Origin of the sequence: Streptomyces sp. KPB2, assembly GCF_003950055.1 — a bacterium.
GTDB lineage: Bacteria > Actinomycetota > Actinomycetes > Streptomycetales > Streptomycetaceae > Streptomyces > Streptomyces salinarius.
The window spans coordinates 3950952-3975925 of sequence record NZ_CP034353.1; the positions used below are offsets into that span (position 1 = coordinate 3950952).

The window sequence follows — 24974 nt, forward strand, 5'->3', positions numbered from 1 at the left end:
CGCTGCGCACATGACCGACGGCGAGGAAGTGATCTGCCGCCCGCGGCACACGCAGGCCCTGTGGGTCTTCGCCGGGCTGGGCGCGGTCGGGGCCGTGGTGGCCGCGGGGCGCCTGGTGTACTCGGGCGAGTGGGCGGACTGGTGGGTGGGCGGCGGGCTGTCGGCCGCTCTGCTGGGGGTCGCGTCCCTCCACGGGATCACCCTTCGGGTGAGCGCGGACGCGTACGGCGTGCACTCCGGCTCACGATTGCGCCGCCGCCGGAGCGTGCCGTGGCACGACGTCGCCGATCTGCGCGTCCACATCCAGTACGGGCGGTACGGGGAGCAGTACGTCCGCGTCGACATGCTGTTGCGCGACGGCCGGAGGCGGCGGCTGCCCCTGCCGGTGTCCGGGTCCGGGACGGACCGGCCGGACTTCGACGCGACACTGGACGCGCTGCGGGCGCTGCACCGTCGTTACGGGGAACCGGAGTCGGACCACCTCGCCGTCATCTCGCGGCACACCGCCGGGCGCGGGGTCGCCGGGCCGCTGGTCCTGTGCGTCCTGCTGCTCGCGGGCGCGGGGCTGGCCGCCTGGCTGGTGCCGGTCGTCGGGGCGACGAAGGAGGCGTGGACGTCGGCCGTCCCCTGCGCCGCCGGGACGCCGTCCGCCGAGCGCGGTGAGTGCCTGACGTCCCTGGACGCCGTGATCGAACGGACCGAGGTGGGAAGGGGGAAGCAGGCCAGTCGGCTGTACTTCGCCGGTGACCGGCCCCTGGACCGGCTCACGGTCTCGCAGGAGGGGGCCGAGGGGTTCCGGGCCGGTGACCGCGTCGAACTCACCCTGTGGCGGGGGCAGGTGAGGGTGGTCGCCGGGGAACACCACGTCTGGCGGGAGCACTTCACCGGCGCCGACTCGGTGGCCGTCGTCGCGGCCCTGCTCGCCCTCGGCGCCGGCTGGCCGGGCGCCCGGCTGCTGGTGCACCGGCGCGGGCGTCGGCTCGCCGACGACGAGGTGCTGCCGTCGGTGCTGCCGTTCCTGGGCGTCCTGGCCGCCACGGCCCTTTGGCTGGTACCGCTCTGCTACCTCCACCCGACGGGGCCGCCGGCCTCCGCCGGTCCCCTCGCGTGGGCGGCCGCGGGGACGGCCGGCACCTCGGGCCTGCTCGTCCTGGCCTGGCGCGCGACCCGCGTCCGGGCGCCCCGTCCGGCCGCGTCGGACGAGGCGGAGCCCCGGGAGTCCACGGGCGAGGACGTGTTCCTCGCCGCGCGCTTCCTGGAGAGCACCGACTACAACCCGAACCGCTTCGGCACCCACATCGTGCTCGGCGACGGCCCGCCCGCGGTCGTCCCCCACCCCGGCCCGGGGCGGTTCGCGGCGCGGCCGATCCCGGTGCGGCGGCTCACCGTCGGGCGTGTGCGACGCCCGCGCGGCGGCGACGGCGACACCGTCCCCCGCGGCTGGCACGTCGCCGAACTCGACGACGCGGGCGTCCCGGTCCGCCTCGCGGCAGCCCCGGGCGACCTGCGCCGCGTCCTTGGCGCACTGGACGCCGCGCGGGCGTCCGCACCGGCCACGCGTCCTGTTGTCCACGAACTTCCCCGGAATTGTCCGTGATCGGTAACGGACGGATCCCGCGGCCGTTTTCTCCCGTCCTGTCATGTGGTCCCCGTCCCGGTCGGGGACCGGCGGCGAGGAACTACGCGAAGGCGGGGCGGCGGACATGGCGCGGCACGGTGGTGGACGGGGCTGGTACGGCAAGGTGGTCGGGGCGGCGCTCGGGGTGACGGTGCTCGCCGTCGGCGCCTCGGTGTGGACGGCGCAGGCCCAGTCCGTCGACGCCGGTGCGACGCCGAAGGCGGCCGCGTCGGCCACACCGGGCCAGGACGCCGAGCCGGTCGACATCAGCATCGCGCACGCCTCGGACGCGGGTCCGCGCGGCGTCAACATCACCGTCGACGACGGCCCCGACCCCACGTGGACGCCCCGGGTACTGGATCTGCTCGACCAGTACGGGGTGAAGGCCACCTTCTGCATGACGGGCCTTCAGGCCCAGGCCCACCCGGACCTCGTGAAGGACGTCGTCGCGGCCGGGCACCGGCTGTGCGACCACTCGGTGTCGCACGACACCACGATGGACAAGAAGTCCGAGGCCTACCAGTCCAAGGAGATCCTCGACGCCGAGCGCATGATCACGCAGGCGTCCGGCGGCGTGCGGCCGATGTACTACCGGGCGCCCGGCGGCGCCTTCACCCCCTACAGCCGCAAGCTCGCCGCGTCCCGGGGCATGCGTCCGCTGGGCTGGAACGTGGACACCAAGGACTTCGAGCGGCCGGGCACGGACGCCATCGTCGCCACCGTCCAGCGGGAGCTGCCGAACGGGCCGACGATCCTCTTCCACGACGCCGGAGGCGACCGCACCCAGACCGTCGAAGCGCTGCGGCGCATCCTGCCCCGGCTCCAGGAGCAGGGGTACGACTTCGGCTTCCCGGTGCGCTGAGCGCGGCCGCCGCTCAGACCGCCGGGGCCGGGGCCGGCTCCGGGGTCGCGGGTACGACCGGACGGCGGCGGGTCGGGACGCCGAGGGTCGGGTTGGCCACGCCCCACGCCGCCGACTTGCAGACGAGTTCCTTGTAGAGGGCGGCGAACCGCCCGGTCAGGGCCGCGCGCACGGCACGGTCGTCGGCGGTGACGTACTGGATCAGGCCCTGCCTGCGGCCCAGGGAAATGCACTGGTTGAAGTAGCGCGGCGTCGTCTCCGGGAGCTTCCGGCCGGTCAGGCGGGCCGCGACGGCGTCGGCGGCCTGCCAGGCGCTGGGGACGCCCGAGGCGCACGACATCCGCAGGGGCTTGCCGCCGGGGCCCGCCGCCAGGGCCGCGTCGCCGACGGCGTACACGTCCGGGTGGGACACCGAGCGCATGGTCCCGTCGACCACGATCCGGCCGGAGTCGGTGACCTCCAGCGTGGTGGCCCGCGCCAGGGGGTGGACGGCGAAGCCGGTGGTCCACACCGTGACCTCGGACGGGACGCGCGTCCCGTCCGCCGTGCGGACGTGGTCCGCGGCGACCTCGGTGACCTGGGCGTTCTCGTGCACCGTGACGCCCAGGTCAGCGAAGACCTTGCGCAGGTGACGGCGGCCCCTCGGGGAGAGCCAGTCGCCGAGCCCGGCACTGGCGGTGAGCGCGACGTCGAGGTCCGGGCGGGCCTCGGCGATCTCGGACGCGGCCTCCAGCCCGGTGAGCCCGCCGCCGACCACCACCACGGGCCGGCCGGCCTCCAGACCGGCCAGGCGGTCGCGCAGCCGGAGGGCTCCCGGCCGGCCGGCGATCTCGTGCGCGTGCTCCGCGGCACCCGGCACGTCCTGGTGGTTCCAGGTGCTGCCGAGGGCGTGGACGAGGGTGTCGTAGGCCAGTTCCCCGGTGCCGTCGGGGCCGGTGACCGCGACGGTCCTGCGGTCGACGTCGACACCGGTGACCGTCGCGATGCGCAGGTCGACGCCGGTGCCCGCGAACATCTCGTCCAGTGGCCGGGGCGCGAGGTCCTGGCCGACCGCGAGCTGGTGCATCCGGACGCGTTCGACGAAGTGGGGCTCGGCGTTGACGAGGGTGATGGCCGCGTCCTCGCGGCGCAGTCGCCGGGCGAGCCGCCCGGCGGCGACGGCTCCGGCGTATCCGGCGCCCAGGACGACGATGCGGTGTTGCGTGGCGTGCTGCATGACGTGCTCCCTTGTCTCCGGCCGCTGCGGCTCTCCAGCGGGACTCGCCCCTTGAACCGGGCAGCCCGCCGTTTCCTGACAGGAGCGGGGAGTGACGTACGTCACCTGCCGAACCGGACGGCGTCCGCCAGAAGGCGGCAGCCGACGTCAGCAGGCGTCAGAAGGCCCTGAACAGGGGTTCTCCGTGGTCGGTCGCCGCCCACCGGCGCGTGGCGCGTTCGAGCTTGTCGGGGTTGACCTGGTTGCGGAAGGCCGCGATCCCCTCGGGCGTGATCTCCAGGCACATGATCCCGACGACCCGGCCGTGCACGACGGCCACCACGGCGGGGTCGCCGTTGACGACCGCCGGGTAGATCTCCGCGCTGCCGCCGACCAGGTCGCGCTTGGCCTTGCCGGGCTTGAACAGACCCCGCATGAACGTCGCCACGGCGCGGGCGCCCTCGAAGGCCTTGGCGCGGGCCGGGACCTTGCCGCCCCCGTCGCCGATCGCCACGGCGTCCTGGGTGAGCAGACGGACCAGCGGTTCGGTCCGGCCGCTGGTGGCCGCCGCGAGGAACTCGTCGACGATCCGCCGGGCCGCGGCCTCGTCGATCTCCGTGCGGGCCCTGCCCTGTGCGACGTGCTTGCGGGCGCGGTGCAGGGTCTGCTGGCTGGCGTCCTCGGTGACGTCGAGGATCTCCGCGATCTCCCGGTGCGTGTACTGGAACGCCTCGCGCAGCACGTACACCGCCCGTTCGCCCGGTGAGAGCCGCTCCAGCAGCGCGAGGACCGCGAAGGAGACCGACTCGCGCTGTTCGGCCGTCTCCGCCGGGCCGAGCATCGGGTCGCCGGCGAACAGCGGCTCGGGCAGCCACTGGCCCACGTAGGTCTCACGCCGTGCGCGGGCGGACGTGAGCTGGTTGAGGCAGAGGTTGGTGAGGACCTTCGTCAGCCAGGCCTCGGGGACCTCGACGCGTTCGACGTCGGCCGCCTCCCAGCGCAGGAAGGTCTCCTGCACGGCGTCCTCGGCCTCGCTCGCGGATCCGAGGAGGCGGTAGGCGATGGCCTCCAGACGGGGCCTGGAGGCCTCGAACCGCTCGACGTCGCTCACGGTCAGGGGCATGGCCCGGATTGTAGTCACACGCGGTCCCTGCCCCGGGGGAGGGCAGGCCCGGGGGCGCGCCTCAGTGACCGGCCGTCCCTCCCTTCAAGTCCTTGAGCGCGATGTTCAGTTCGAGCACGTTGACCCGGGGTTCGCCGATGAAGCCGAGGGTGCGGGGGGTGGTGTGCGTGTCGACGAGCCGCTGGACGCGTGCGACGGGCAGGCCGTTGCGCTCGGCGACCCGGCGCACCTGGAGGTCGGCGTACTCGGGGGAGATGTGCGGGTCCAGGCCGGAGCCGGAGGAGGTGACGGCGTCCGCGGGCACGTCCGACGGCTTCACCGGGTGGCCGGGTACGGAGTTGTCCTTCACCACGGCGGCCTTGGCGTCCTTCACCCACCGGAGGAGTTCCGGGTTGTCGGCGGCGCGGTTGGTGGCGCCGGACAGGATGAGGTCGTACTGGGTGTTGACGGTGTTGGTGCCGAGGCCGTTCCGGGGACGGCCCTGGAACCACTTCAGGTCCGGCGCCGGGGTCTCCTGACCCTCCTTCAGCGGCAGGTTGTAGGACTGGCCGATGAGGGAGGAGCCGACGACCTTCCCGTCCGCCTTGATCTCGGAGCCGTTCGCCTGCCCGGGGAACAACCCCTGCGCGACGCCCGTGACGACGAGCGGGTAGACGATGCCGGTGACCACGGTCAGGACGAGCAGGGCGCGCAGGCCCGCCCCGAACAGCCGGGCGGCGTTGGTGAGGGAAGTGTTCATGTCGGTCAGCCGATCCCGGGGACGAGCGAGACGATCAGGTCGATGAGCTTGATGCCGACGAACGGGGCGATCAGCCCGCCCAGTCCGTAGACGGCGAGGTTGCGGCGCAGCAGCCGGTCGGCGCTCATGGGCCGGTACCGCACGCCCCTGAGCGCGAGCGGGACCAGCACGACGATGACGAGCGCGTTGAAGATCACCGCGGACAGGATCGCGGAGGACGGGGAGGACAGCCCCATGATGTTGAGCCTGTCCAGGCCCGGGTGGGCGGCCGCGAAGAGCGCCGGGATGATCGCGAAGTACTTGGCGACGTCGTTGGCGATGGAGAACGTCGTGAGCGCCCCGCGGGTGATCAGCAACTGCTTGCCGATCTCGACGATCTCGATGAGCTTGGTCGGGTCGGAGTCGAGGTCGACCATGTTGCCGGCCTCCTTGGCGGCCGACGTGCCGGTGTTCATCGCCACGCCGACGTCCGCCTGGGCCAGCGCCGGGGCGTCGTTGGTGCCGTCGCCGGTCATCGCGACCAGCTTGCCGCCGGCCTGCTCCCGTTTGATGAGCGCCATCTTGTCCTCGGGCGTGGCCTCCGCGAGGAAGTCGTCGACGCCCGCCTCGTCGGCGATCGCCTTGGCCGTCAACGGGTTGTCACCCGTGATCATGACGGTCCTGATGCCCATGCGCCGCAGTTCCGCGAACCGCTCCCGCATGCCGTGCTTGACGACGTCCTTGAGATGGATCACGCCGAGGACCCGGGCGCCGCGCCCGTCCTCCACCGCGACCAGCAGCGGCGTGCCGCCGGCCTCGGAGATGCCCCGGACGGCCGCCTCCGCGTCCCCGGCGACCGTGCCGCCCCGCTCCTCGACCCAGGCGAGGACGGAACCGGCCGCGCCCTTGCGGACCTTGCGGCCGTCGACGTCCACGCCGGACATCCGGGTCTGCGCGGTGAACGCGACCCACTCGGCGCCGACGAGTTCGCCCTGGTGCCGTTCGCGCAGGCCGTACTTCTCCTTGGCGAGGACGACGACCGAGCGGCCCTCGGGTGTCTCGTCGGCGAGTGAGGAGAGCTGGGCGGCGTCGGCGACCTCGGCCTCGGTGGTGCCGCGCACCGGCACGAACGCGGCCGCCTGCCGGTTGCCCAGCGTGATCGTGCCGGTCTTGTCGAGGAGCAGCGTGGAGACGTCGCCGGCGGCCTCGACGGCGCGGCCCGACCTGGCCAGTACGTTGCGCTGCACCAGGCGGTCCATGCCGGCGATGCCGATCGCGGAGAGCAGGGCGCCGATCGTGGTCGGGATGAGGCAGACCAGCAGGGCCACCAGCACGACCATGCTCAGGCGGACGCCGGCGTAGTCGGCGAACGACGGCAGGGTGGCGCAGGCCAGCAGGAAGACGACGGTCAGCGAGGCCAGCAGGATGTTCAGCGCGATCTCGTTCGGCGTCTTCTGCCGTGCCGCCCCCTCGACCAGGCCGATCATCCGGTCGATGAAGGTCTCGCCCGGCCTGGTGGTGATCCGGACGACGATGCGGTCGGAGAGCACCTTGGTGCCGCCGGTGACGGCGCTGCGGTCGCCGCCGGACTCGCGGATGACGGGCGCCGACTCCCCGGTGATCGCCGACTCGTCGACCGAGGCGACGCCCTCGACGACGTCGCCGTCGCCCGGGATGACGTCCCCGGCCTCGCAGACCACCAGGTCGCCCACGGTGAGGTCGGTGCCCGGGACCGTGGTGCCGTCGACGCGGCGGGCGACCGTGTCGGTCCTGGCCCGGCGCAGGGTGTCGGCCTGGGCCTTGCCGCGGCCCTCGGCGACCGCCTCCGCCAGGTTGCCGAAGAGCACGGTCAGCCAGAGCCAGGCGCTGATCGCCCAGCCGAACCCGTCACCGGGGTCGGTCAGGGAGAAGGCCGTGGTCAGGACGGAGCCGACGAGGACGACGAACATGACGGGCGACTTCACCATCACCCGCGGGTCGAGCTTGCGCAACGCGTCGGGCAGCGACGCGACCAGCTGCTTCGGGTCGAAGAGGGTGTTCCGTGTCTCGGTGCTCATGCCAGCCCCTCGGCGAGCGGGCCCAGGGCGAGGGCCGGGAAGTAGGTCAGGCCGGTGATGATCAGGACGGCACCCACCAGCAGGCCGCTGAACAGCGGCTTCTCGGTGCGCAGGGTGCCCGCGCCGGCCGGTACCGGCTGCTGCCCGGCGAGCGAGCCCGCGAGGGCCAGGACGAACACCATCGGCAGGAACCGGCCGAGCAGCATGGCGAGGCCGAGGGTGGTGTTGAACCACTGGGTGTCGGCGTTCAGGCCCGCGAAGGCCGAGCCGTTGTTGTTCGCGGCGGAGGTGTAGGCGTACAGGATCTCGGAGAAGCCGTGCGCCCCGCCGTTGGTCATCGAGTCGCCCGGGGTGGGCAGGGCCATCGCCGCGGCGGTGAGGACCAGCACCAGGGCCGGGGTGATCAGGATGTAGCAGGCGGCGTACTTGATCTCGCGGGTGCCGATCTTCCGGCCCAGGTACTCGGGCGTACGGCCGACCATCAGTCCGGCGACGAAGACGGCGACGACCGCCATGACCAGCATGCCGTAGAGCCCGGAGCCGACCCCGCCGGGCGCGATCTCGCCCAGCATCATGCCGAGCAGGGTGATGCCGCCGCCGAGTCCGGTGTAGGAGGAGTGGAAGGAGTCCACGGCACCGGTGCAGGTCAGGGTGGTCGACACCGCGAAGATCGACGAGCCGCCGATGCCGAAGCGGAGCTCCTTGCCCTCCGTCGCGCCCCCGGCCGCCTGCAACGCGGGGCCGTGGTGGGCGAACTCGGTCCACATCATCAGGGCGACGAAGGAGACCCAGATGGCCGCCATCGCGCCGAGGATCGCGTAGCCCTGGCGCACCGAGCCGGTCATGACGCCGAAGGTCCGGGTCAGGGAGACCGGGATGAGCAGGATCAGGAAGATCTCGAACAGGTTGGTGAACGGCGTCGGGTTCTCGAAGGGGTGGGCGGAGTTGGCGTTGAAGTAGCCGCCGCCGTTGGTGCCCAGCTCCTTGATGACCTCCTGCGAGGCGACCGCTCCCCCGTTCCACTGCTGCGGGCCGCCCATGAACTGACCGACCTCGTGGATGCCGGAGAAGTTCTGGACGACCCCGCAGGCCACCAGGATCACCGCGCCGACGAACGCGAGGGGCACCAGGACGCGGACGACCCCGCGGACCAGGTCGCTCCAGAAGTTGCCGAGTTCACCGGTGCGGGACCGCGCGAAGCCTCGTACGAGCGCGACGGCCACGGCGATGCCGACGGCCGCCGAGACGAAGTTCTGCACGGCCAGACCGGCGGTCTGCACGACGTGGCCCATGGCCTGCTCGCCGTAGTACGACTGCCAGTTGGTGTTGGACACGAAGGACGCGGCGGTGTTGAACGCCTGGTCCGGGTCGATGGAGGCGAAGCCGAGCGAGCCGGGCAGGACGCCCTGGAGCCGCTGGAGCAGGTAGAGGAAGAGGACACCGGCGAGGGAGAAGGCGAGGACGCCGCGCAGGTAGGCGGGCCAGCGCATCCCGGTGTCCGGGTCGGCACCGATGCCCTTGTAGATCCACTTCTCGACCCGCAGGTGCCGGGGCGAGGAGTAGACCCTGGCCAGGTAGGTGCCGAGGGGTATGTGGGCGAGGGCCAGCGCGGCGACGAGCGCGAGCAGCTGGAGCACGCCGGAGAGGACGGGGCTCATGCGGCGCTCAGAACCTCTCCGGGTGGATCAGGGCGAGGACGAGGTAGCCGAGCAGGGCGACGGCCACGATCAGCCCGACGATGTTCTCGGCGGTCACAGCTTCGTCACCCCCTTGGCGACGAGGGCCACGAGCGCGAACACCGCGAGCGTGGTGACGACGAAGGCCACGTCGGCCATCGCGAGCTCCTAATGAGGTGCGGAAGAGAAGCTGACAGGGAGATGAGAGCCCCCTTCCGACCGTTTTCGGCCGCCGTTGATGGCTTCCATACGGCGGCGCGCTCGCCTTTGACACCTCTCTGACGACGTACGGCGCCACCCGACGGGGTGCCGGGCGGCGCCGCGGGGTGGTGCCGCCGCGGCCCGCGCTACTTCGCGCCGCGGTTGAAGACCGACTTCGACCAGACGTAGCCGAGCACGGTCAGGGCGAGGCACCAGCCGAGGGCGAGCCAGCCGTTGCGGCCGATCCCGGTGCCGAGGAGCAGGCCGCGCAGGGTCTCGATGGCCGGCGTGAACGGCTGGTACTCGGCGATCGGCTGGAACCAGCCCGGCATGGCGTCGATGGGCACGAAGGTGCTGGAGATCAGCGGCAGGAAGATCAGCGGCATCGCGTTGTTGCTCGCGGCCTCGGCGTTCGGGCTGACCAGGCCCATGCCGACCGCGATCCAGGTGAGCGCGGTGGCGAACAGGGTGACCAGGCCGAGGGCCGCGAGCCACTCCAGGAGGGTGGCGTCGGTGGACCGGAAGCCGATGGCCGCGGCGACGGCGCCGACGAGGACGACGCTGATCACCGACTGCAGCACGCTGCCGATCACGTGCCCGGTGATCACCGAGCCGCGGTGGATGGGCATGGTGCGGAAGCGGGCGACGATGCCCTCGGTCATGTCGTTGGAGACGGAGACGGCGGTGCCGATCGTCGTGGACCCGATGGTCATCAGCACCAGGCCCGGCACGAGGTACGCGATGTACGCGGACCGGTCGGCGCCGCCGCCGATGCCGGCGCTCATCGTGTCCCCGAAGACGTAGACGAAGAGGAGCAGCAGCATGACCGGCGTGAGCAGGAGGTTTAGGGTGAGGGACGGGTAGCGGCGGGCGTGCAGGAGGTTACGGCGCAGCATGGTGGAGGAGTTGCGGGCGGCGAGGCCGAGCGTGCTCATCGGACCGTCTCCTTGGTCGCGTCGGACTGGGCGGACTGGGCGGTTTGGCCGGGGACGCCCGCGCCGTCGGTGAGGGCGAAGAAGACGTCGTCGAGGTCGGGTGTGTGGACGGTGAGTTCGTCGGCCTCGACGCCCGCGTCGTCCAGGTGGTCGAGGACGGTGCGCAGGGCGCGCTGGCTGCCGTCGCTGGGGATGTGCAGGGCCAGTGCCTCGTCGTCGGCGGTGCTGCCGGGCAGTGCGGTGGCGGCGGCGCGGTAGACCTCCGGGTCGGTGAAGCGGAGCCGGACGTGGCCGCCGGGGACGAGTCGCTTCAGCTCCTCGGCGGTGCCTTCGGCGGCGATCCTTCCGTCGTGGAGGACGGCGATGCGGTCGGCGAGTTCGTCGGCTTCTTCCAGGTACTGGGTGGTGAGGAAGACGGTGACGCCGCTCGTGACGAGTTCGCGGATGATCTGCCACATGGTGTGGCGGGAGCGCGGGTCCAGGCCCGTGGTGGGCTCGTCGAGGAAGATGATCCTGGGGTCGCCGACCAGGGTCATGGCGATGTCGAGGCGGCGCTTCATGCCGCCGGAGTAGGTGGAGGCGGGCTTCTTGGCGGCCTCGGTGAGACCGAAGCGCTCCAGCAGCTCGGCCGCGATCCGCCGGCCCTCACCCCGGGGGATCAGGTGCAGGTCCGCCATGAGGAGCATGTTCTCCTCGCCGGTGATCAGACCGTCCACGGCCGAGAACTGACCGGTGACACCGATCGCGCCCCGCACGTCCTGCGCGGCGGCGGCGAGGTCGTGGCCCGCCACCTGGGCCTGCCCGCCGTCGGCCGGGACGAGGGTGGAGAGGATCTTGACGGTGGTGGTCTTGCCGGCGCCGTTGGGCCCGAGCAGCGCGAACACGGACCCGGCCGGGATGCGCAGGTCGATGCCGTCGAGGACGGTCTTGTCGCCGTACGACTTGCGCAGTCCCACGGCGGACACGGCGGCGGGCGCCTGCGGACCGGAACCCGGGATGGTCGTGGGCATGACAGATGAAGGCATGGAGCCCTCCCGTTCGAGGGGATGTCGAAGGTGATGACGGGACGACGGAGGTGAAGACCGGGGCCGGCGGTGGCCGGAAGGGCGGGCGCGGCGCTCAGGCCTTGGCGCGGCGGACGTCGATGTTGCCGTACCGGGTACGGGCCTGGACCTTGACGGTCTCCTCGTCCTCGGCGGGGCCGCCGGACGCGGTGAGGGTGTTGCGCACCTGCCCGCCGCCCGAGTGGAGGTCGAGCCAGGCGGCCGTGCCCTCGCGGACGCCGACCTCGACGGCGCCGTAGGAGGTCTCCAGCCGGATCTCGCCGCGGGCCACCTCGTCCACCCGCAGGGTGCCGTGGGCGGTGGTGGCGGTGAGCGAGGCCTCGGCGCGGGCGACGTTGATGTCGCCGTTGGCGTTCTTCACGCGCAGGTCGCCGTGCGCGACGCCGACGGTCGTGGAGCCGTGCGAGTTCTTCACGACGGCCGGGCCCTCGACGACGCCGACACGCACGCTGCCGGAGCTGGTGGTGATCTCGGCCGAACCCTCGACCCGGTCCACGGTGACCGAACCGTGGGAGGCGGTGAGCTGGAGCGGCCCCGTCGTGTCCAGGCGGACGTCACCACCCGGCGTCTTCACCCGGACCTCGCCGAGCCGGCCCTCGCCGAGGACCTGGGTCCAGGAGCCGACCGTGTCGACGCGCGACCCGGCGGGCAGCTCCACCGTCACGTCGACGGCGCCGGTGGGGCCGATGAAGCGGCGCTCCTTCGTGCTGATCGTCAGGACCCCGCTCGCATACGCGACCTCGGTCTGCTCGGCGGCGCGCACGTCCTTGTCCCGCTCGGGGTCGCCGGGCCGCACCTCGACGACCGTGTCGAGCCGGTCGCCGGCGGTGAACCGGACGGAACCGGCGCCCACGTGGGCGGTCACCGCGATCGGCCGGGGAGTGTCGAAAGAAGGCATGGCTGTACCGTCCTCGTGAGTCCGTGGGGTGTCCCCGCTGGTGGGACGTGGTGTGAGCGCCGTGCTGCGGTTCTCCCGGCGCGCGCGTGCGGGTGCGGGCCCCGGGGCTAGCGCACCCAGCCGGTGAAGCTCTGTCCGACGTTGCGCGCCCGCTCCGGCGTACGCGGCGTGCCGCCGCCGTCGACCGCGGCCGACACGGCGCGCACCAGCCAGGCGTTGACGGACAGCCCCTCACGGCTCGCGGCCTCCTCGGCGCGCGTCTTGAGGTGGGCCGGCAGGCGCAGATTGACGCGGGCGGTGCCGCCCTCGTCGGCGTCGGCGGGCGCCGGCGCCTTGAGGGTCTCGACGGGCGCGGCCGGCTCCGCGGTGCCACCGCCCCCGGTGGGCGGCGGTGTCACCACGAAGTCGGGCTCGAGCCCGCGCAGCCGTACGTCGACCGACCCGGGGGCCAGCTCGCGGGTGATCTCGTCCATGGCGGCGGAGAGCACGTTGAGCATGGTCAGCCGGGTCGCCGACTCCAGCGGAGCGATGAGCCGCTCGGCCAGTTCGCGGGCTTCGTCACCACCGGCTTCGGCGGCCACCGCGAGTTCGCGCCGGAGGGTGTCGACATACGGAGTGAGGTCCATGACGCCATGATGGCACCACAATGGCGTCATTAGCAAGCCTCAACGACGCAGGAATCGAGAGGGTAGAGCCAATCACTCCTCCGACCTGCATCGATACCTTAAAGAGCGGCGTGCGCCACCTTGGCATCATGAATGGCGCCACAAAGGTGCGAGTGACGCCAAGGGGCTACGACTGCCGGTCGCCTACTCCGGGAGCCCGTGGGCCGCCACGCGCTTCACCGTCCCCCCGGCCAGGCGGTAGGACAGGCCGACGACCGCGCAGCGGCCGGCGGCGACCTCGTCCGCCAGCAGCGCCGAGCGTCCCACCAGGCCGTCCACGCTCCGGCGGATGTGTTCGTCCACGAACCGGTCGATCCCGTCGTCGCCCTGGGCGCGGGCCGCGAGCACGCTCGGGATCACCCGCTCCACGACGTCCCCGATGTAGCCGGCCGGCGCCGTGCCGCCGAGCACGGCCTCGGCGGCCGCGGTGACCGCGCCGCAGGAGTCGTGCCCTAGGACCACCACGAGCGGCGCGCCCAGCACCTTGACGCCGTACTCGACGCTGCCCAGCGCCTCCGCGCCCGCCACGTGACCCGCCGTCCGCACCACGAAGAGGTCGCCGAGACCCCGGTCGAAGATGATCTCGGCGGCCAGCCGCGAGTCCGAGCACCCGAAGAGCACCGCGAACGGATGCTGCCGCGGTGCCAGCTCCGACCGGCGGTCGGCGTCCTGGTTGGGGTGCAGGCGGTCACCGCTCACGAAACGGGCGTTGCCCTGCAGCAGGGCCGTGTAGGCCTCGGCGGGGGAGGAGGGGCTCAGATCAGGCATGGGAGCAAGGTACTGGCCCGGCCCCGCGAGGACGTGCAGGCGGGTACAGTGGAAAAGACTTGCAGAGTTCTGCAATTCATCAATTGCCTGGATTCCTAATTCCCCCACGAGCGGACAAGAGGTGATCGGGATGCCGGTTCCGTCGTCGGGCGGCGAGGCGCGCGACAAACGCGACACCTCCGAGCGCCGGTTCGAGCGCGGTGTCGCCCTGCGGGCGGGCTTCTACATCTTCGGCACGCATCTCCTCGCCGGTTTCATCTGGCTGCTCTTCTACGTGGGGGAACACGCCCACAAGTGACCGGGCGCCGCGCCGCTAGGCCGGTGGGGGTTCCGGCTCGGGCTGTCCGGCCCGGAGGTCCGCGAGCAGTTCGGCCTGCCCGGCGAGCACACCGGAGAGGATGCCGCGCGCGACCTTGAGCAGCTCGGCGATCTGGGGGCTGGTCAGGGAGTAGTACACGTTCGATCCCTCTTTGCGGGACACCACGAGGTTCGCCCGGCGCAACACCGCGAGCTGCTGGGAGAGGTGGGCCGGCTCGATCCCCACCTCGGGCAGCATCTCCGCCACCGCGTGCTCCCGCTCGCTCAGCAGCTCCAGGACGCGGATGCGCGCCGGATGGCCGAGCGTCTTGAAGAACTCGGCCTTCAACTGGTACAGCGGCGTGCTCATCGTGCCCTCAGCTCTCTCGCGCCGCGGCAACCCGCGCCGGCCGCCCCGCCCTGGGCGCGTCGCGCCCGTCCCGTCCTCATCAGCATGCCGCCCATCCTCGCCCGAGCCACCCGTCAGGCCGAATCCGCCGGGACGAACTCCGTCCCACCCGGCCGGTGCCGGGTTACTCCGACCGGCTGCGGACGGACGGCGACCGCCCGCCCGCCGGGCCACAGTGGGCGGAAGGCGATCCGCACGGCGGGAAACGAGGCACGCGCGATGGCGGAGGAACGGCAGCGCTCACCCGACGGGGCGACCCCGGCCGACGAGAGCTCCGAGGCCGGTCCGGACGAGCCGTACGCCTCGCTCCTCGACCTGCCGCTCAGCTCCGACCTGAACCGGATCGGCGAGCAGCTGCACGCCCTGGCCCGCGCCCAGAGCACCCTGCAGGGGCTGCTCCAGGCCGTGGTGAACATCACCAGCGAGCTGGAGCTGCCGGCGGTGCTGCGCCGCATCGTACGCACCGCCATGGACCTGGTCGGCGCCCGCTACGGGGCCATGGGCGTCCTCGACCAGGACGGCAGGCTCCTGGAGGAGTTCATCCCCCTGGGGCTCACCGCCAAGGAGCTGGGGGACCTGGAGGGCGTGGAGCTGCCGAGGGGCAGGGGGCTGCTCGGGCACCTGATCCACCATCCCGAGCCGCTGCGGGTCAAGGACATCTCGCGCCACCCGGAGTCGGCGGGCTTCCCGCCCGGACACCCGCCGATGCGCAGCCTGCTCGGGGTGGCGATCAGCGTGCGCGGCCGGATCTACGGCAACCTCTACCTCTCCGAACGCAGGGACGGCCAGCCCTTCGACCGGCACGACGAGGGCGTGATCCGCGCGCTGGCCGGCACGGCGGGCGTCGCGATCGAGAACGCCCGCCTCTACCAGCAGGTCCAGCACAGCAGCGAGCAGTTCCAGCGCCTGCTGCTGCCCCGCCTGCCCGACCTGCGGCCCTTCACCGCCGGCGCGGCCTACCGCCCGGCGAGCGCGCCCGCGGCCGTGGGCGGCGACTGGTACGACGCCATGCTGCTGCCCGACGGAGCCTGCGCGGCGGTGATCGGCGACGTCGTGGGACACGACCTGCGGGCCGCGGCCGACATGTCGCAGATCCGCAACATGCTGCGCGCCCTGTACTACGACCCGAGCGCCCCGCCCAGCACCTCCCTCGCCCGGCTCGACCGGATCATGAACGCCGCCCTGGACGAGGCCCCCGTCGCCACGGCACTGCTCGCGCGGCTGGAGCCCGCCGACGGCGCGTGGCAGCTGCGGTGGTCCAGCGCGGGGCACCCGCCGCCGCTCGTGCTGCTGCCCGACGGGCGGGTGCACTACCTGGACGTGGAGCCGGGTCTCCCCCTCGGGGTGGCGCCCGAACTGCCCCGGCCCGACCACTGCCGGCCGCTGCCGGTGGACAGCACCGTCATCCTGTTCACCGACGGCCTCGTGGAGGTCCCCGGCCAGCCGCTGGACCGGGGCCTGGACGCCCTGGCCGTGACCGCCTCCCGGCTGGTGGGACTCGCGCCCGACGAGCTGTGCCGTGCCCTGGTCACCCACCGGCCCGGCAACGGACACGACGACAAGGCCGTCCTCGCCCTGCGCACTCCGCCCCTGACGAGCTACGGCGCCTCCTGAACCCGGCCGGTGCGCACGTCACAGGGGGAGGGTGACCCAGATGCTCTTGCCCCGGCCGTCGTCGTCGCCGCGGACCACCGCGGTGCCGCCCAGCTCGCCGGTGAGTTCCATGACGGTCGCCAGGCCCCCTCTCCGGCGGCCACCGGTGCCCGCGCCGTTCAGCCGGGGCCGGTGGGGGTGCCGGTCGTGCACGGCGAAGGCCAGGCAGTCGTCGCCGACCGCGTACGTGACGGTCACCTGCTCGCTGAGCGGCGACGCGTGGCGGACGCTGTTGGTGACCAGCTCGCTGAGGATCAGCAGGGCGGGTGCCACGGCACGGTGCCCGGGGTTCACGCCCCACTCGGCGAGCGCCTGCTCGGCGGTCTCCCGGGCCACCCGGACCGCCGGGGGCGTCGCCGGCAGGGTGAGCACGTGCCGGTGGGGCAGGTGCTGGCGCAGGGGGCTCATCGCGTCTCCACAAGAGAACCGGGTCCGCGGCTACCTGCGGACCCGGGCTCCCAGCATCCAACGACTTGCGAACTTTCGCAATTCAGCAGCCCTGCGGCACTTGGGCCGCCCCGGGCTGCCCCGGGCTGCCCCAGACCGTCTCAGGCCGCCTCGAGTCGCGGTTCCGGTCGCGTCGGCGCCGCCGCCGTCGCCGGTTCCCACCCCTTCGTCGTCCGTACGTAGCCGTGCACCACCGAGGCCATCGACAGCAGCAGGAGCGGCCCGAAGACCCACGGGTGCCGGGCCATCTCCAGCGGTATGAAGCGCGTGGCCGCCAGGATCGCGGCGAACACCAGCACCCCGTGGGCGACCAGCACGGTCCCCGACCGGTCCCAGCCGCGGTCCAGGGCGCGCAGCCCCGCCTCGACGGTGACCGCGAACACCACACCGGCGACGAGGTCGATGGCGTAGTGGTAGCCGAATCCCAGCGTGGCGGTGAGCGTGGCGACCAGCCAGAACGCCCCCGCCCAGCGCAGGACGCGCGGCCCCTTCCGGGAGTGGATGAAGATCACCACGGCCCACGCCGTGTGCAGGCTGGGCATGCAGTTGCGGGGGGTGACCCCGTCGTACGTGAAGGGGTGCGGCGCGCCGATCGGCGGCAGCGTGTGCGGCCACAGGTTGGCGATCGCCCACTCCTCGCCGCCGGTGCCGAAGGCGCCGGTGCCGTAGGCGAAGACCGGGCCGACCACGGGGAAGATCATGTAGACGCCGGGTCCGAGCAGACCTATCAGCAGGAAGGTGCGGACCAGGTGGTGGCGCGGGAAGCGGCGCTCGGCGCCCACCTTGCGCAGCTGGTACAGGGCGACGACGGCCGCGGCCACCGCGAGTTGGGCGTAGACCCAGTCCAGCAGGTGCTCACCGACCGGGCCGGTGGCCTCGACGGCCCGGCCCATCAGCCAGGACGGGTTGCCCAGCGCGTGGTCGGCGGTCGCCACGTACGGGTCGAGGACGTCCGGCCGGGTCTTGGAGGTGATCAGCAGCCAGGCGTCGCCGGTCTTGCGGCCGGCCACCAGCAGGAGGCCGAGCCCGGCGCCCTTCAGCAGAAGGATCCGTTCCGGGCCGGTGCGCCGCGTCACGGCGACGACCGCGCAGCCCAGGACCGCCCACAGCGCGCCGTTGCCGAAGGTGTGGGTGCCGGACGCGGGGGCGTCCGCCGCCCACCGCACCAGCGCGACGGCGAGGTCGATGCCGACCGCGGCGGCCGCCGCGACGAACCGTTCCCGCCAGGTCAGGACCACCATCGTGAGCGCCAGACCGGCGTAGAGCAGGGGCCCCGACGCGGGGGCGAACACCAGCTCTTTGGCCTGGTTGGTCATCGGCCCCGGCAGGCCGTAGCGGCGCGCGGCGATCTCCAGGGCGATGAGGAACGCGAGGGTCGCCGCACCCGCCACGGCCCAGAGTCTCGCCCGCGTCCCGCCCCTGGGTATTCGCGGAGTTTCCCGTGATGACATGCACAGGAAACTAGCCCATCAGTGGCTGGGCTCCGGCTGCCAGGCGAAGCCGTCCGGGTCGGCGAACGGGCGGCTGCCGCCGGAGACGACGAGACGGTGGGAGCCGGTGCCCTCGGCGGCCACGCCCGCGACCTTGGCGAGCGCACGGCGCTTGTAGAGGGAGAGCTTGACGGTGCCCGGGCCGGTGGCGAACTCGACGTACTTCCCGCCGAAGCTCTTGCCCACGGTCAGGCCCTGCTCGACGTAGAACCGCTTGGTGGCCTTGACGTCCTCGACGCCCAGGAGGAGCACGATCTCGTCCACGTCGCGGGTGACCGGGGCGGTGTCCTTCTTCGCCGAGGTCGCGATCTGCCAGACCGTGCCGTCCGGCGCCTGCACGACCCCGCCGTAGCCCCACAGCGACTTCGCGGCGGGCTTGAGGACGGTGGCGCCGGCGTCGACCGCGGCGGTGAAGAGCGCGTCGACGTTGCCGGGCTGGGCCACCACGAGGGACAGCGTGAAGCCGCGGAAGCCGGTCGTCGGGCTGTCGGAGGCGCACAGGCGCACCCGCGACTCGTCGAGTCCGAAGGCGTCGGAGTAGAAGCGGGCGGCGGCCTCGGTGTCGGCCACTTCGAGGGTGATGGCGTCGATGGAGTTCATGTCCTCGAAGGTAGGCGCGGCCGGGCCCGCGGTGCTTCTCGAAAACTGACGGACCGCCCCGCCCCGCCGAAACCCCCTCCCGCGGGGCGGACTCGGGCCGCGCACGGGACGGGCCGGCGGCGGGGCCCCGCGAGACCCCGCCGCCCCCCGGCGTCAGGCGAAGAGGTTGTAGTCCCGGCGCTCCATGAAGGTCCAGGCGACCTCGGCGCGGCCCGCGAACGGCGTCCGCCAGGCGCCCGTGCTCCTGTACAGGTAGGGGTCCTGGTTCTGCGGCCGCACGTCGGTCGCGTACAGGTCGGCCCGGCCGTCATGGTCGGCGTCGCCGATGCCCACCAGGTGCTCGTAGGTGTTCCAGCCGCCGCCGATCCGGGTGCGGGGCGCGAAACGGCCGTCGCCGTAGCCGAGGTAGAGCCACAGCACGCCGGAGCGGTCCCTGGCCACCAGGTCACCGGCCGGGGCCCCGGCGATGTCGCCGGTCGCCGTGATCTGGTCGTACGCGCCCCAGCCGCCCGTACCGATCTTCACGCGCTTGGCGAAGGGCGCCCGCCAGTTCCCGGTGCCCTTGTACAGCCACAGGGCGCCGGAGGTGTCGGTGGCGACGAGGTCGGCCCGGCCGTCGCCGTTCAGGTCGCTGCCGCCGGTGATCTGACGGTAGACGTTCCAGCCCCCGCCGATCCTGCTGCGGGAGGTGAACGGGGACTCGGCGTCGCCCTTGCCGAGGTACAGCCACAGCACGCCGGAGCGGTCCCTGGCCACCAGGTCGCTCACCGGGGCTCCGCCGAGGTTGCCGGCGCCCTCGATCCGGTCGTAGGCGTTCCAGCCGCCGCCGACGAGCTGCTCCGGGTTCTGCACGTAGGCGTACTGCTCGCGGGAGTCGAAGGTGTCGTTCAGCCACAGCCGGCCGCCCGTGTCCCGCGCGAGGACGTCGGGGGCGCCGTCCCCGTCGTAGTCGTGCAGGCCGGGCTCGCGGGCGACCGTGAAGGTGCCCGAGGAGACCAGCTTCGGGCCGATTGCGTTGAGCGGCCTGGCCTCGATGCGCCAGGTGTACGGGCCGGCTCCGGCGGCGGAGTACATGCCGCGGGTGCCGTTCCACTCCACGTCGCCGTCCCAGTCGAAGCGGACGCGGTGCGGGTCGCCGTACCCGGTCGACAGGGGGTACACGTCGGCCCGCTTCACTTCGCCGGTGCGGGTGTTGCGCAGCGTGATGTCCATCGCCACGTTGACCCGGGACAGGCTCCACTCCAGGCGGAACCGGCCCTTGTTCCGGTCGAGGTCGACCACGTCGGGAATGTCGTCCCCGAGCAGCGTCACCTTCGTCGGCTCGCCGCTGCTCGCCACCCGGGTGGCGACCGGCGCCCCGTCGGCGCCGGGGGCGATCCGGTACAGGCCCTCGCCGCCGGCCGCCGTGCCGCCGCTGACGTAGAGGGTGCCGTCGGGTGCCGTGGCCGTCTGCCGCGTGTGGTCGAGGAGCGTGCGGGGGGCACCGGTGACGAGGGGACGGGCCATCAGGGCGTACAGCGGGTCCGGGTCCTGCGCCGTCAGTTCGCTGCTCACGCCGTACGTCACCCAGTCGCCCACGAGGCCGACCCGCACGCCGCCGGACGCCTGCCCGATCGCGAAGCGCCGGTCGGCGCCGGTGCCGCGCGGGGCGACGACCACGTGGCTCCTGCCCTGGGCATCCGTCTCGGCCCAGGCCACGTGCGTCTCGGAGAGGGTGACCGAGGCGGGGGCGGAGGCCGTGTCGTGACGCCGCACGACGGCACCGTCGGCCAGGTCGACCAGCGCCCACTGCCAGGTGCCCGCCGTCCGGTAGGTCAGTACGGCGCGGTCGGAGGTGCCCGCGACGAGGTGCGGGTTGTCCGTGTCCCGCGGCAGACCGGTCACCGGGCGCCCGGTCGGTGTGCCGTCCACCATGTCGACGAGGTGGACGTCCTGGCCTCCGGCGTCGTTCGCGGTGCCGACGACGAGGGTGGTGCCGACCGCGCCGAGGGACTGGCCCGAGGGCCCGAAGGCGTCCGGGTCCACGACCATCACGGACTGCTTCGTCCGCATGTCGCGCAGCTCGACGCGGCCGTCGGACAGGAGGAGCACCACCGCGTCCGACGCCTGGGTGCCCAGGGCGACCCAGGCGGACCAGCCCTCCCTCGGGTCGGTGGTCGAACCGTCGGCGAAGCTGGTCCACAGAACATCCCCGGCACCGCCCTCGCCCCAGGTCAGGAACCCGGTCGAGCCGACGCCCGCCAACTGGCTCCGGCCGGCCGGATACGGCACCGCCGCCTGTTGGGTGCCGTCGGCCGCCGTCGCGGCGAGGCTCGTCGAGGCGGACGCGGACAAGGGCGCGGACGCGGGTGCGGCGGTCGGCGCGGACGCGGGTGCGGCGGTCGGCGCCAAGGCGCGTGCGGACGCCGGGGCGGCCACGGCCTGGCCGCCGGCCGACACGGTGGCGAGCACGGCGGCGATCGCCACGGTCAGGCGCAGCCGGGAAACACGAGAACGGTGCAACGTACGGTCCCTCCCCAGTGGATGACCGCGGCGGAGGACGGACGCACACGGCCGGATGCGCGCGGGCGACCGGCTGGGACCCCCCTCAACCGGTACGTCGCCTCACGCGAAGATCCGCTGGAGGATAGCAGCGCGCTTACCGGAGGTCACCGGTGTTACCGCCCGGCGTCCGGCGCCCACTCCCCGCCGGCGCCGGTCCACGCGTCCGGTCGCGGGGCGAGTACGGCGCGGACCACCTCGGCGGACGAGGCCATGACGTCGGTCGCGAAACGGCGCCGCCCGACACCGAGCCGGCGCAGCCCCGCGCCGTGGTCCACGGCGACGACCACGGTGGCGGCGAGCAGGAGCAGCCGCCACAGGGCCAGCACGGGGCGGCGCGTCACGGCGGGGAGCTCGGCCAGCGAGTCGTGCAGCCGCGCGCAGTGGAAGGGGACGTGGCGCCGCTCGTCGGCCAGGATGCGGCCCGCCACCTCCGAGGTCAGCGCGTCGTCGGTGCCGTCCCTGAGGGCCCGGTAGTACCGCAGCGCCACGACCTCGGCGATCATCAGCACCAGCAGTTCGGTGCGCAGGCCCAGCAGCCGCCGCAGCCGTACGAAGACGGTGTCGCTCCAGTGGCCGCTCAGCGTCGGCCTGCCGCCCGCGGCCAGCAGCCGGGCGAGGAGCCGGGCGTGGTTCTGCTCCTCGGCGACGAAGAGCCGCACCGCCCGCGCGTAGTCGGCGTCGCCCGCCTGCTCGGCCTTGGCGACGAGGTTCGCGCCGTCACCGTCCTCGCCGACCTGGAAGCGCTGGACGCCCGCCCACACCGCCCGGTGCAGCACCGCGCCCCGCGCCCAGTCCGGGTCGCCCTGCGCCCGTCTGCGCTCGCGCTCGTCCTCGAAGTGCCGTGTCCACTTGGCGAACCCGTCCGTACCCACTCCCCGCCCCCTCTCCGGGGCACGGCCGCCGTCCCCCGGAAGGGGACGACGCACCCGGACGCCGGACCGTTCCCCCTCGGCCCCTCGGCCCTCGGGCCACCGGGGCGGGGACACCGAGGCCTCCGACCGCCCGCCCGCTCCGACGTGTCTTTTGTCTCGGTACGGGGGTTTCCACGCCCCGGTCCGGCGATATCCACCGCGCAGGCGGGAGAAAATCAGCCGTCGGCGGGGGAATATTCCCGGACGGCCGCCCCGGGCCCGGATTTTCGCCGGCACCCGCTCGATCACGGCGTGCTACTGTCGAGGGAAGTTGCAGTTGTGGTTGCCTGAAGGTTTTTCCGACGGGGTGATCATCGCGGCGACCGGAGTGCACACAGGGTGAACTCCGAGCACCGTCCCGAAGGAGAAAACATGGCTTCCGGCACCGTGAAGTGGTTCAACGCCGAAAAGGGCTTCGGCTTCATCGAGCAGGACGGCGGCGGCCCCGACGTCTTCGCCCACTACTCGAACATCAACGCCCAGGGCTTCCGCGAGCTGCTCGAGGGTCAGAAGGTGACCTTCGACATCGCGCAGGGCCAGAAGGGCCCGACGGCCGAGAACATCACCCCGGCCTGACGCTCTCGCACACTCCGCAGCTGGGGCCCGCACCTTGGGGTGCGGGCCCCAGCTCGCCGCGTTTCCGGGCGCGCCGCGCCCCGCGGGGATCACGGATTCCGCCCCGCGCATTCGTTTTCACCGCGTTCCACGCGCCCCCCGCGTTCACCGTATTCACCAATTCTCCCGGTCCGCTCGGCCTGCCGAGCCGAAATCGACCGGGCCGGCTCGTTCTTGCGATTCCCTGCGCCGCTCGTCCGCTGCGGGTCTCCCTTGATACGTGCCGTATCGAGGAAGGTTCCCCATGAACCGCGCACGCACCAACGACCGCCGACGCTCCGGCGACGGCTCCCGACGTTCCAACGACGGCCCCAGGCGGTCCCGTTCGGCGGGCCGCCCGCAGAACTCCGGCCGCCGCCCCGCCGCCGCACCCCAGGGCGGCGAGTTCGCCCTGCCCAAGACGATCACGCCGGCGCTGCCCGCCGTCGAGACCTTCGCCGAACTCGACCTGCCCGCCCGCATGCTGACCGCGCTCGGCGACCAGGGCGTGACCGTGCCGTTCCCGATCCAGGCGGCGACCCTGCCGAACTCCCTGGCCGGACGGGACGTGCTCGGCCGCGGCCGCACCGGCTCGGGCAAGACGCTCGCCTTCGGCCTGGCCCTGCTGGCCCGTACGGCCGGCAAGCGCGCCGAGCCGCGGCGTCCGCTCGCCCTGGTCCTCGTCCCCACCCGTGAGCTGGCCCAGCAGGTCACCGACGCGCTCACGCCGTACGCCCGCGCCGTGGGCCTCAGGTCGGCCACCGTGGTCGGCGGCATGTCGATCGGCCGGCAGGCCGGGGCGCTGCGCTCCGGCGCGGAGGTCGTCGTCGCGACGCCCGGACGGCTCAAGGACCTCATCGACCGCGGAGACTGCGCCCTCGGCGACGTCACGATCACGGTCCTCGACGAGGCCGACCAGATGACCGACATGGGCTTCATGCCGCAGGTCACCGCGCTGCTCGACCAGGTCGCGCCGGACGGGCAGCGGATGCTGTTCTCGGCCACCCTCGACCGCAACGTCGACAAGCTGGTCCGCCGCTACCTGACCGACCCGGTGGTGCACTCCGTGGACCCGTCGGCCGGTGCCGTCACCACGATGGAGCACCACGTGCTGCACGTGCAGGACGAGGACAAGCAGCGCGCCACCGTCGAGATCGCGGCGCGCGACGGCCGGGTCATCATGTTCCTGGACACCAAGCACCGGGTGGACCGGCTGGTGAAGCAGCTGCTGAAGAGCGGCGTGCGCGCCGCCGGGCTGCACGGCGGCAAGTCCCAGCCGCAGCGCACCCGGACCCTCGCCCAGTTCAAGGACGGGCAGGTGACGGCGCTGGTGGCGACCAACGTCGCGGCCCGCGGCATCCACGTGGACAACCTCGACCTGGTCGTCAACGTGGACCCGCCCGGCGACCACAAGGACTACCTGCACCGGGGCGGCCGTACGGCCCGGGCCGGCGAGTCCGGCAGCGTCGTCACCCTGGTGACGCCGGACCAGCGGCGCGACATGACCCGCCTGATGTCCCTGGCCGGCATCACCCCGCAGGTCACCCCGGTCCGCTCGGGCGAGTCGGAGCTGGCGCGCATCACCGGTGCGCAGACCCCCTCCGGAGTCCCCGTCGTCATCGCCGCACCGGTGGTGGAGCGCCCCCGCCGCGCCGCCTCGGGCTCCGGCTCCTCGTCCCGCGGCCGCCGCGGCCGCTCCTCGGGACGCGGCGGCGGGCAGGGTGCCGGCGCGTCCGGCACGTCGAACCGCACGGGCGCCGCCCAGCCCCGCACCGGGCAGGGCCGGCCCACCGGCGACACCCCGCGCCGCAGGCCGCGCCGCCAGTCCACCGGCGGCTCGACCGGCACGGCGGCCTAGGACACTCCCGGCACATCCCCGGGGACGGGCCCCGTCCGTCCCCTCCCCCTGTGGAGGCATCATGCGCTGTGTCATCGCCCGGTACCCGTTCGACCTCACCAAGGGCGGGGTGGTGGACTCGATGAAGGGCGTCACGCCCGAGCCCGTCACCGGTGAGTCCGTGACGATCGGCCGCCGCCGCTACCCCGTCAAGCAGGTGGGCGAGGTCGTCACCCGGCAGGACCGCCGCGACTTCTCCGGCGGCGAGGTGATCCGGGCGATGACCCGCCTCGGCTTCACCTGCCACCCCGCCCCGGGCGCCGAGCCCGCGCCGCCGGCGCCCGCCGCCACGGCGGTCGAGACGGCGTCCGCGCTGCTCGGCGGCGCCCCCGCGACGCCGCGGGAACTCTGA

Annotated in this window: 24 protein-coding genes; 7 read left to right on the top strand and 17 right to left on the bottom strand. The window is 73.1% G+C overall.

The annotated features are described in order from the left end of the window. Positions 1–10: 10 nt before the first annotated feature. A complete protein-coding gene (locus D1J63_RS17515) occupies positions 11–1597 on the top strand; it encodes a PH domain-containing protein (RefSeq protein ID WP_125629814.1) in 1587 nt (528 codons plus the stop codon). Between the two features lie 106 nt (positions 1598–1703). Further along, positions 1704–2480, top strand: a complete 777-nt coding sequence (locus D1J63_RS17520) for a polysaccharide deacetylase family protein (protein ID WP_125635552.1) — start codon at positions 1704–1706, stop codon at positions 2478–2480. Between the two features lie 13 nt (positions 2481–2493). Here the strand turns inward: D1J63_RS17520 and D1J63_RS17525 are convergent, their stop codons facing one another. The 11 genes from D1J63_RS17525 to D1J63_RS17575 all read right to left on the bottom strand — a co-directional run bounded on the left by D1J63_RS17525 (position 2494) and on the right by D1J63_RS17575 (position 13780). Continuing rightward, positions 2494–3696, bottom strand: coding sequence for an FAD-dependent oxidoreductase (locus D1J63_RS17525; RefSeq protein WP_125629816.1), 1203 nt, complete (start codon positions 3694–3696; stop codon positions 2494–2496). 157 nt (positions 3697–3853) lie between these two features. Further along, positions 3854–4798, bottom strand: coding sequence for an RNA polymerase sigma factor SigJ (gene sigJ, locus D1J63_RS17530; RefSeq protein ID WP_125629819.1), 945 nt, complete (start codon positions 4796–4798; stop codon positions 3854–3856). Between the two features lie 61 nt (positions 4799–4859). After that, entirely contained in the window at positions 4860–5537 is a 678-nt protein-coding gene (locus D1J63_RS17535; RefSeq protein ID WP_125629821.1) for a potassium-transporting ATPase subunit C, read from the bottom strand. A gap of 5 nt (positions 5538–5542) precedes the next feature. Beyond that, entirely contained in the window at positions 5543–7573 is a 2031-nt protein-coding gene (gene kdpB, locus D1J63_RS17540; protein ID WP_241235577.1) for a potassium-transporting ATPase subunit KdpB, read from the bottom strand. Beyond that, positions 7570–9231, bottom strand: a complete 1662-nt coding sequence (gene kdpA, locus D1J63_RS17545; protein ID WP_125629823.1) for a potassium-transporting ATPase subunit KdpA — start codon at positions 9229–9231, stop codon at positions 7570–7572. The genes kdpB and kdpA overlap by 4 nt, the downstream gene beginning before the upstream one ends. 7 nt (positions 9232–9238) lie before the next feature. Then, on the bottom strand, positions 9239–9328 hold the full coding sequence (gene kdpF / locus D1J63_RS17550) for a K(+)-transporting ATPase subunit F (RefSeq protein ID WP_037922167.1): 90 nt from the start codon (positions 9326–9328) through the stop codon (positions 9239–9241). 268 nt (positions 9329–9596) lie between these two features. Then, positions 9597–10385 (bottom strand): ABC transporter permease, encoded by a 789-nt coding sequence (locus D1J63_RS17555; RefSeq protein WP_125629826.1) that lies wholly within the window; start codon positions 10383–10385, stop codon positions 9597–9599. Further along, positions 10382–11410, bottom strand: coding sequence for an ATP-binding cassette domain-containing protein (locus D1J63_RS17560; RefSeq protein WP_241235578.1), 1029 nt, complete (start codon positions 11408–11410; stop codon positions 10382–10384). Before D1J63_RS17560 ends, D1J63_RS17555 begins: the two co-directional genes overlap by 4 nt. Before the next feature lie 94 nt (positions 11411–11504). Continuing rightward, positions 11505–12347 (bottom strand): DUF4097 family beta strand repeat-containing protein, encoded by an 843-nt coding sequence (locus D1J63_RS17565; RefSeq protein ID WP_125629831.1) that lies wholly within the window; start codon positions 12345–12347, stop codon positions 11505–11507. 107 nt (positions 12348–12454) lie between these two features. After that, positions 12455–12973 carry a hypothetical protein gene (locus D1J63_RS17570; RefSeq protein ID WP_125629833.1) on the bottom strand — a complete coding sequence of 173 codons (519 nt, stop codon included), beginning with the start codon at positions 12971–12973 and terminating at the stop codon, positions 12455–12457. Positions 12974–13156: 183 nt separating this feature from the next. Beyond that, the gene (locus D1J63_RS17575; protein ID WP_125629835.1) at positions 13157–13780 is read right to left on the bottom strand and encodes a carbonic anhydrase; all 624 of its coding nucleotides are present in this window, start codon (positions 13778–13780) and stop codon (positions 13157–13159) included. A gap of 130 nt (positions 13781–13910) precedes the next feature. On the opposite strand from D1J63_RS17575, the gene D1J63_RS36745 reads away from it, so the two are divergent. Further along, positions 13911–14078 carry a DUF6126 family protein gene (locus D1J63_RS36745; protein WP_164712868.1) on the top strand — a complete coding sequence of 56 codons (168 nt, stop codon included), beginning with the start codon at positions 13911–13913 and terminating at the stop codon, positions 14076–14078. A gap of 15 nt (positions 14079–14093) precedes the next feature. On the opposite strand, the gene D1J63_RS17580 is transcribed toward D1J63_RS36745, so the two are convergent. Beyond that, on the bottom strand, positions 14094–14447 hold the full coding sequence (locus D1J63_RS17580; RefSeq protein ID WP_125629837.1) for a metalloregulator ArsR/SmtB family transcription factor: 354 nt from the start codon (positions 14445–14447) through the stop codon (positions 14094–14096). A 258-nt stretch (positions 14448–14705) separates the two neighbouring features. Here D1J63_RS17580 and D1J63_RS17585 point away from each other — a divergent pair, with 258 nt between their 5' ends. Then, positions 14706–16100, top strand: coding sequence for a GAF domain-containing SpoIIE family protein phosphatase (locus D1J63_RS17585; protein WP_125629839.1), 1395 nt, complete (start codon positions 14706–14708; stop codon positions 16098–16100). 18 nt (positions 16101–16118) lie between these two features. On the opposite strand, the gene D1J63_RS17590 is transcribed toward D1J63_RS17585, so the two are convergent. From D1J63_RS17590 to D1J63_RS17610, 5 genes are all read right to left on the bottom strand, one after another. After that, positions 16119–16547, bottom strand: a complete 429-nt coding sequence (locus D1J63_RS17590; RefSeq protein WP_125629841.1) for an ATP-binding protein — start codon at positions 16545–16547, stop codon at positions 16119–16121. Positions 16548–16687: 140 nt separating this feature from the next. Next, positions 16688–17977: a phosphatase PAP2 family protein gene (locus D1J63_RS17595; protein ID WP_125629843.1), complete on the bottom strand. Its 1290-nt coding sequence runs from the start codon at positions 17975–17977 to the stop codon at positions 16688–16690. 78 nt (positions 17978–18055) lie between these two features. After that, positions 18056–18676 (bottom strand): VOC family protein, encoded by a 621-nt coding sequence (locus D1J63_RS17600; protein ID WP_102929291.1) that lies wholly within the window; start codon positions 18674–18676, stop codon positions 18056–18058. Between the two features lie 153 nt (positions 18677–18829). Continuing rightward, positions 18830–21178, bottom strand: a complete 2349-nt coding sequence (locus D1J63_RS17605; RefSeq protein ID WP_125629845.1) for an FG-GAP-like repeat-containing protein — start codon at positions 21176–21178, stop codon at positions 18830–18832. A 155-nt stretch (positions 21179–21333) separates the two neighbouring features. Beyond that, entirely contained in the window at positions 21334–22092 is a 759-nt protein-coding gene (locus D1J63_RS17610) for a ferritin-like domain-containing protein (protein WP_125629847.1), read from the bottom strand. A gap of 411 nt (positions 22093–22503) precedes the next feature. Between D1J63_RS17610 and D1J63_RS17615 the strand changes: the two genes are divergently transcribed. From D1J63_RS17615 to D1J63_RS17625, 3 genes are all read left to right on the top strand, one after another. Then, entirely contained in the window at positions 22504–22707 is a 204-nt protein-coding gene (locus D1J63_RS17615; RefSeq protein WP_003975209.1) for a cold-shock protein, read from the top strand. Between the two features lie 283 nt (positions 22708–22990). Next, positions 22991–24583, top strand: coding sequence for a DEAD/DEAH box helicase (locus tag D1J63_RS17620; RefSeq protein WP_125629849.1), 1593 nt, complete (start codon positions 22991–22993; stop codon positions 24581–24583). A 61-nt stretch (positions 24584–24644) separates the two neighbouring features. Further along, complete coding sequence (locus D1J63_RS17625; RefSeq protein ID WP_125629851.1) at positions 24645–24974, top strand: SCO5918 family protein; 330 nt, start codon at positions 24645–24647, stop codon at positions 24972–24974.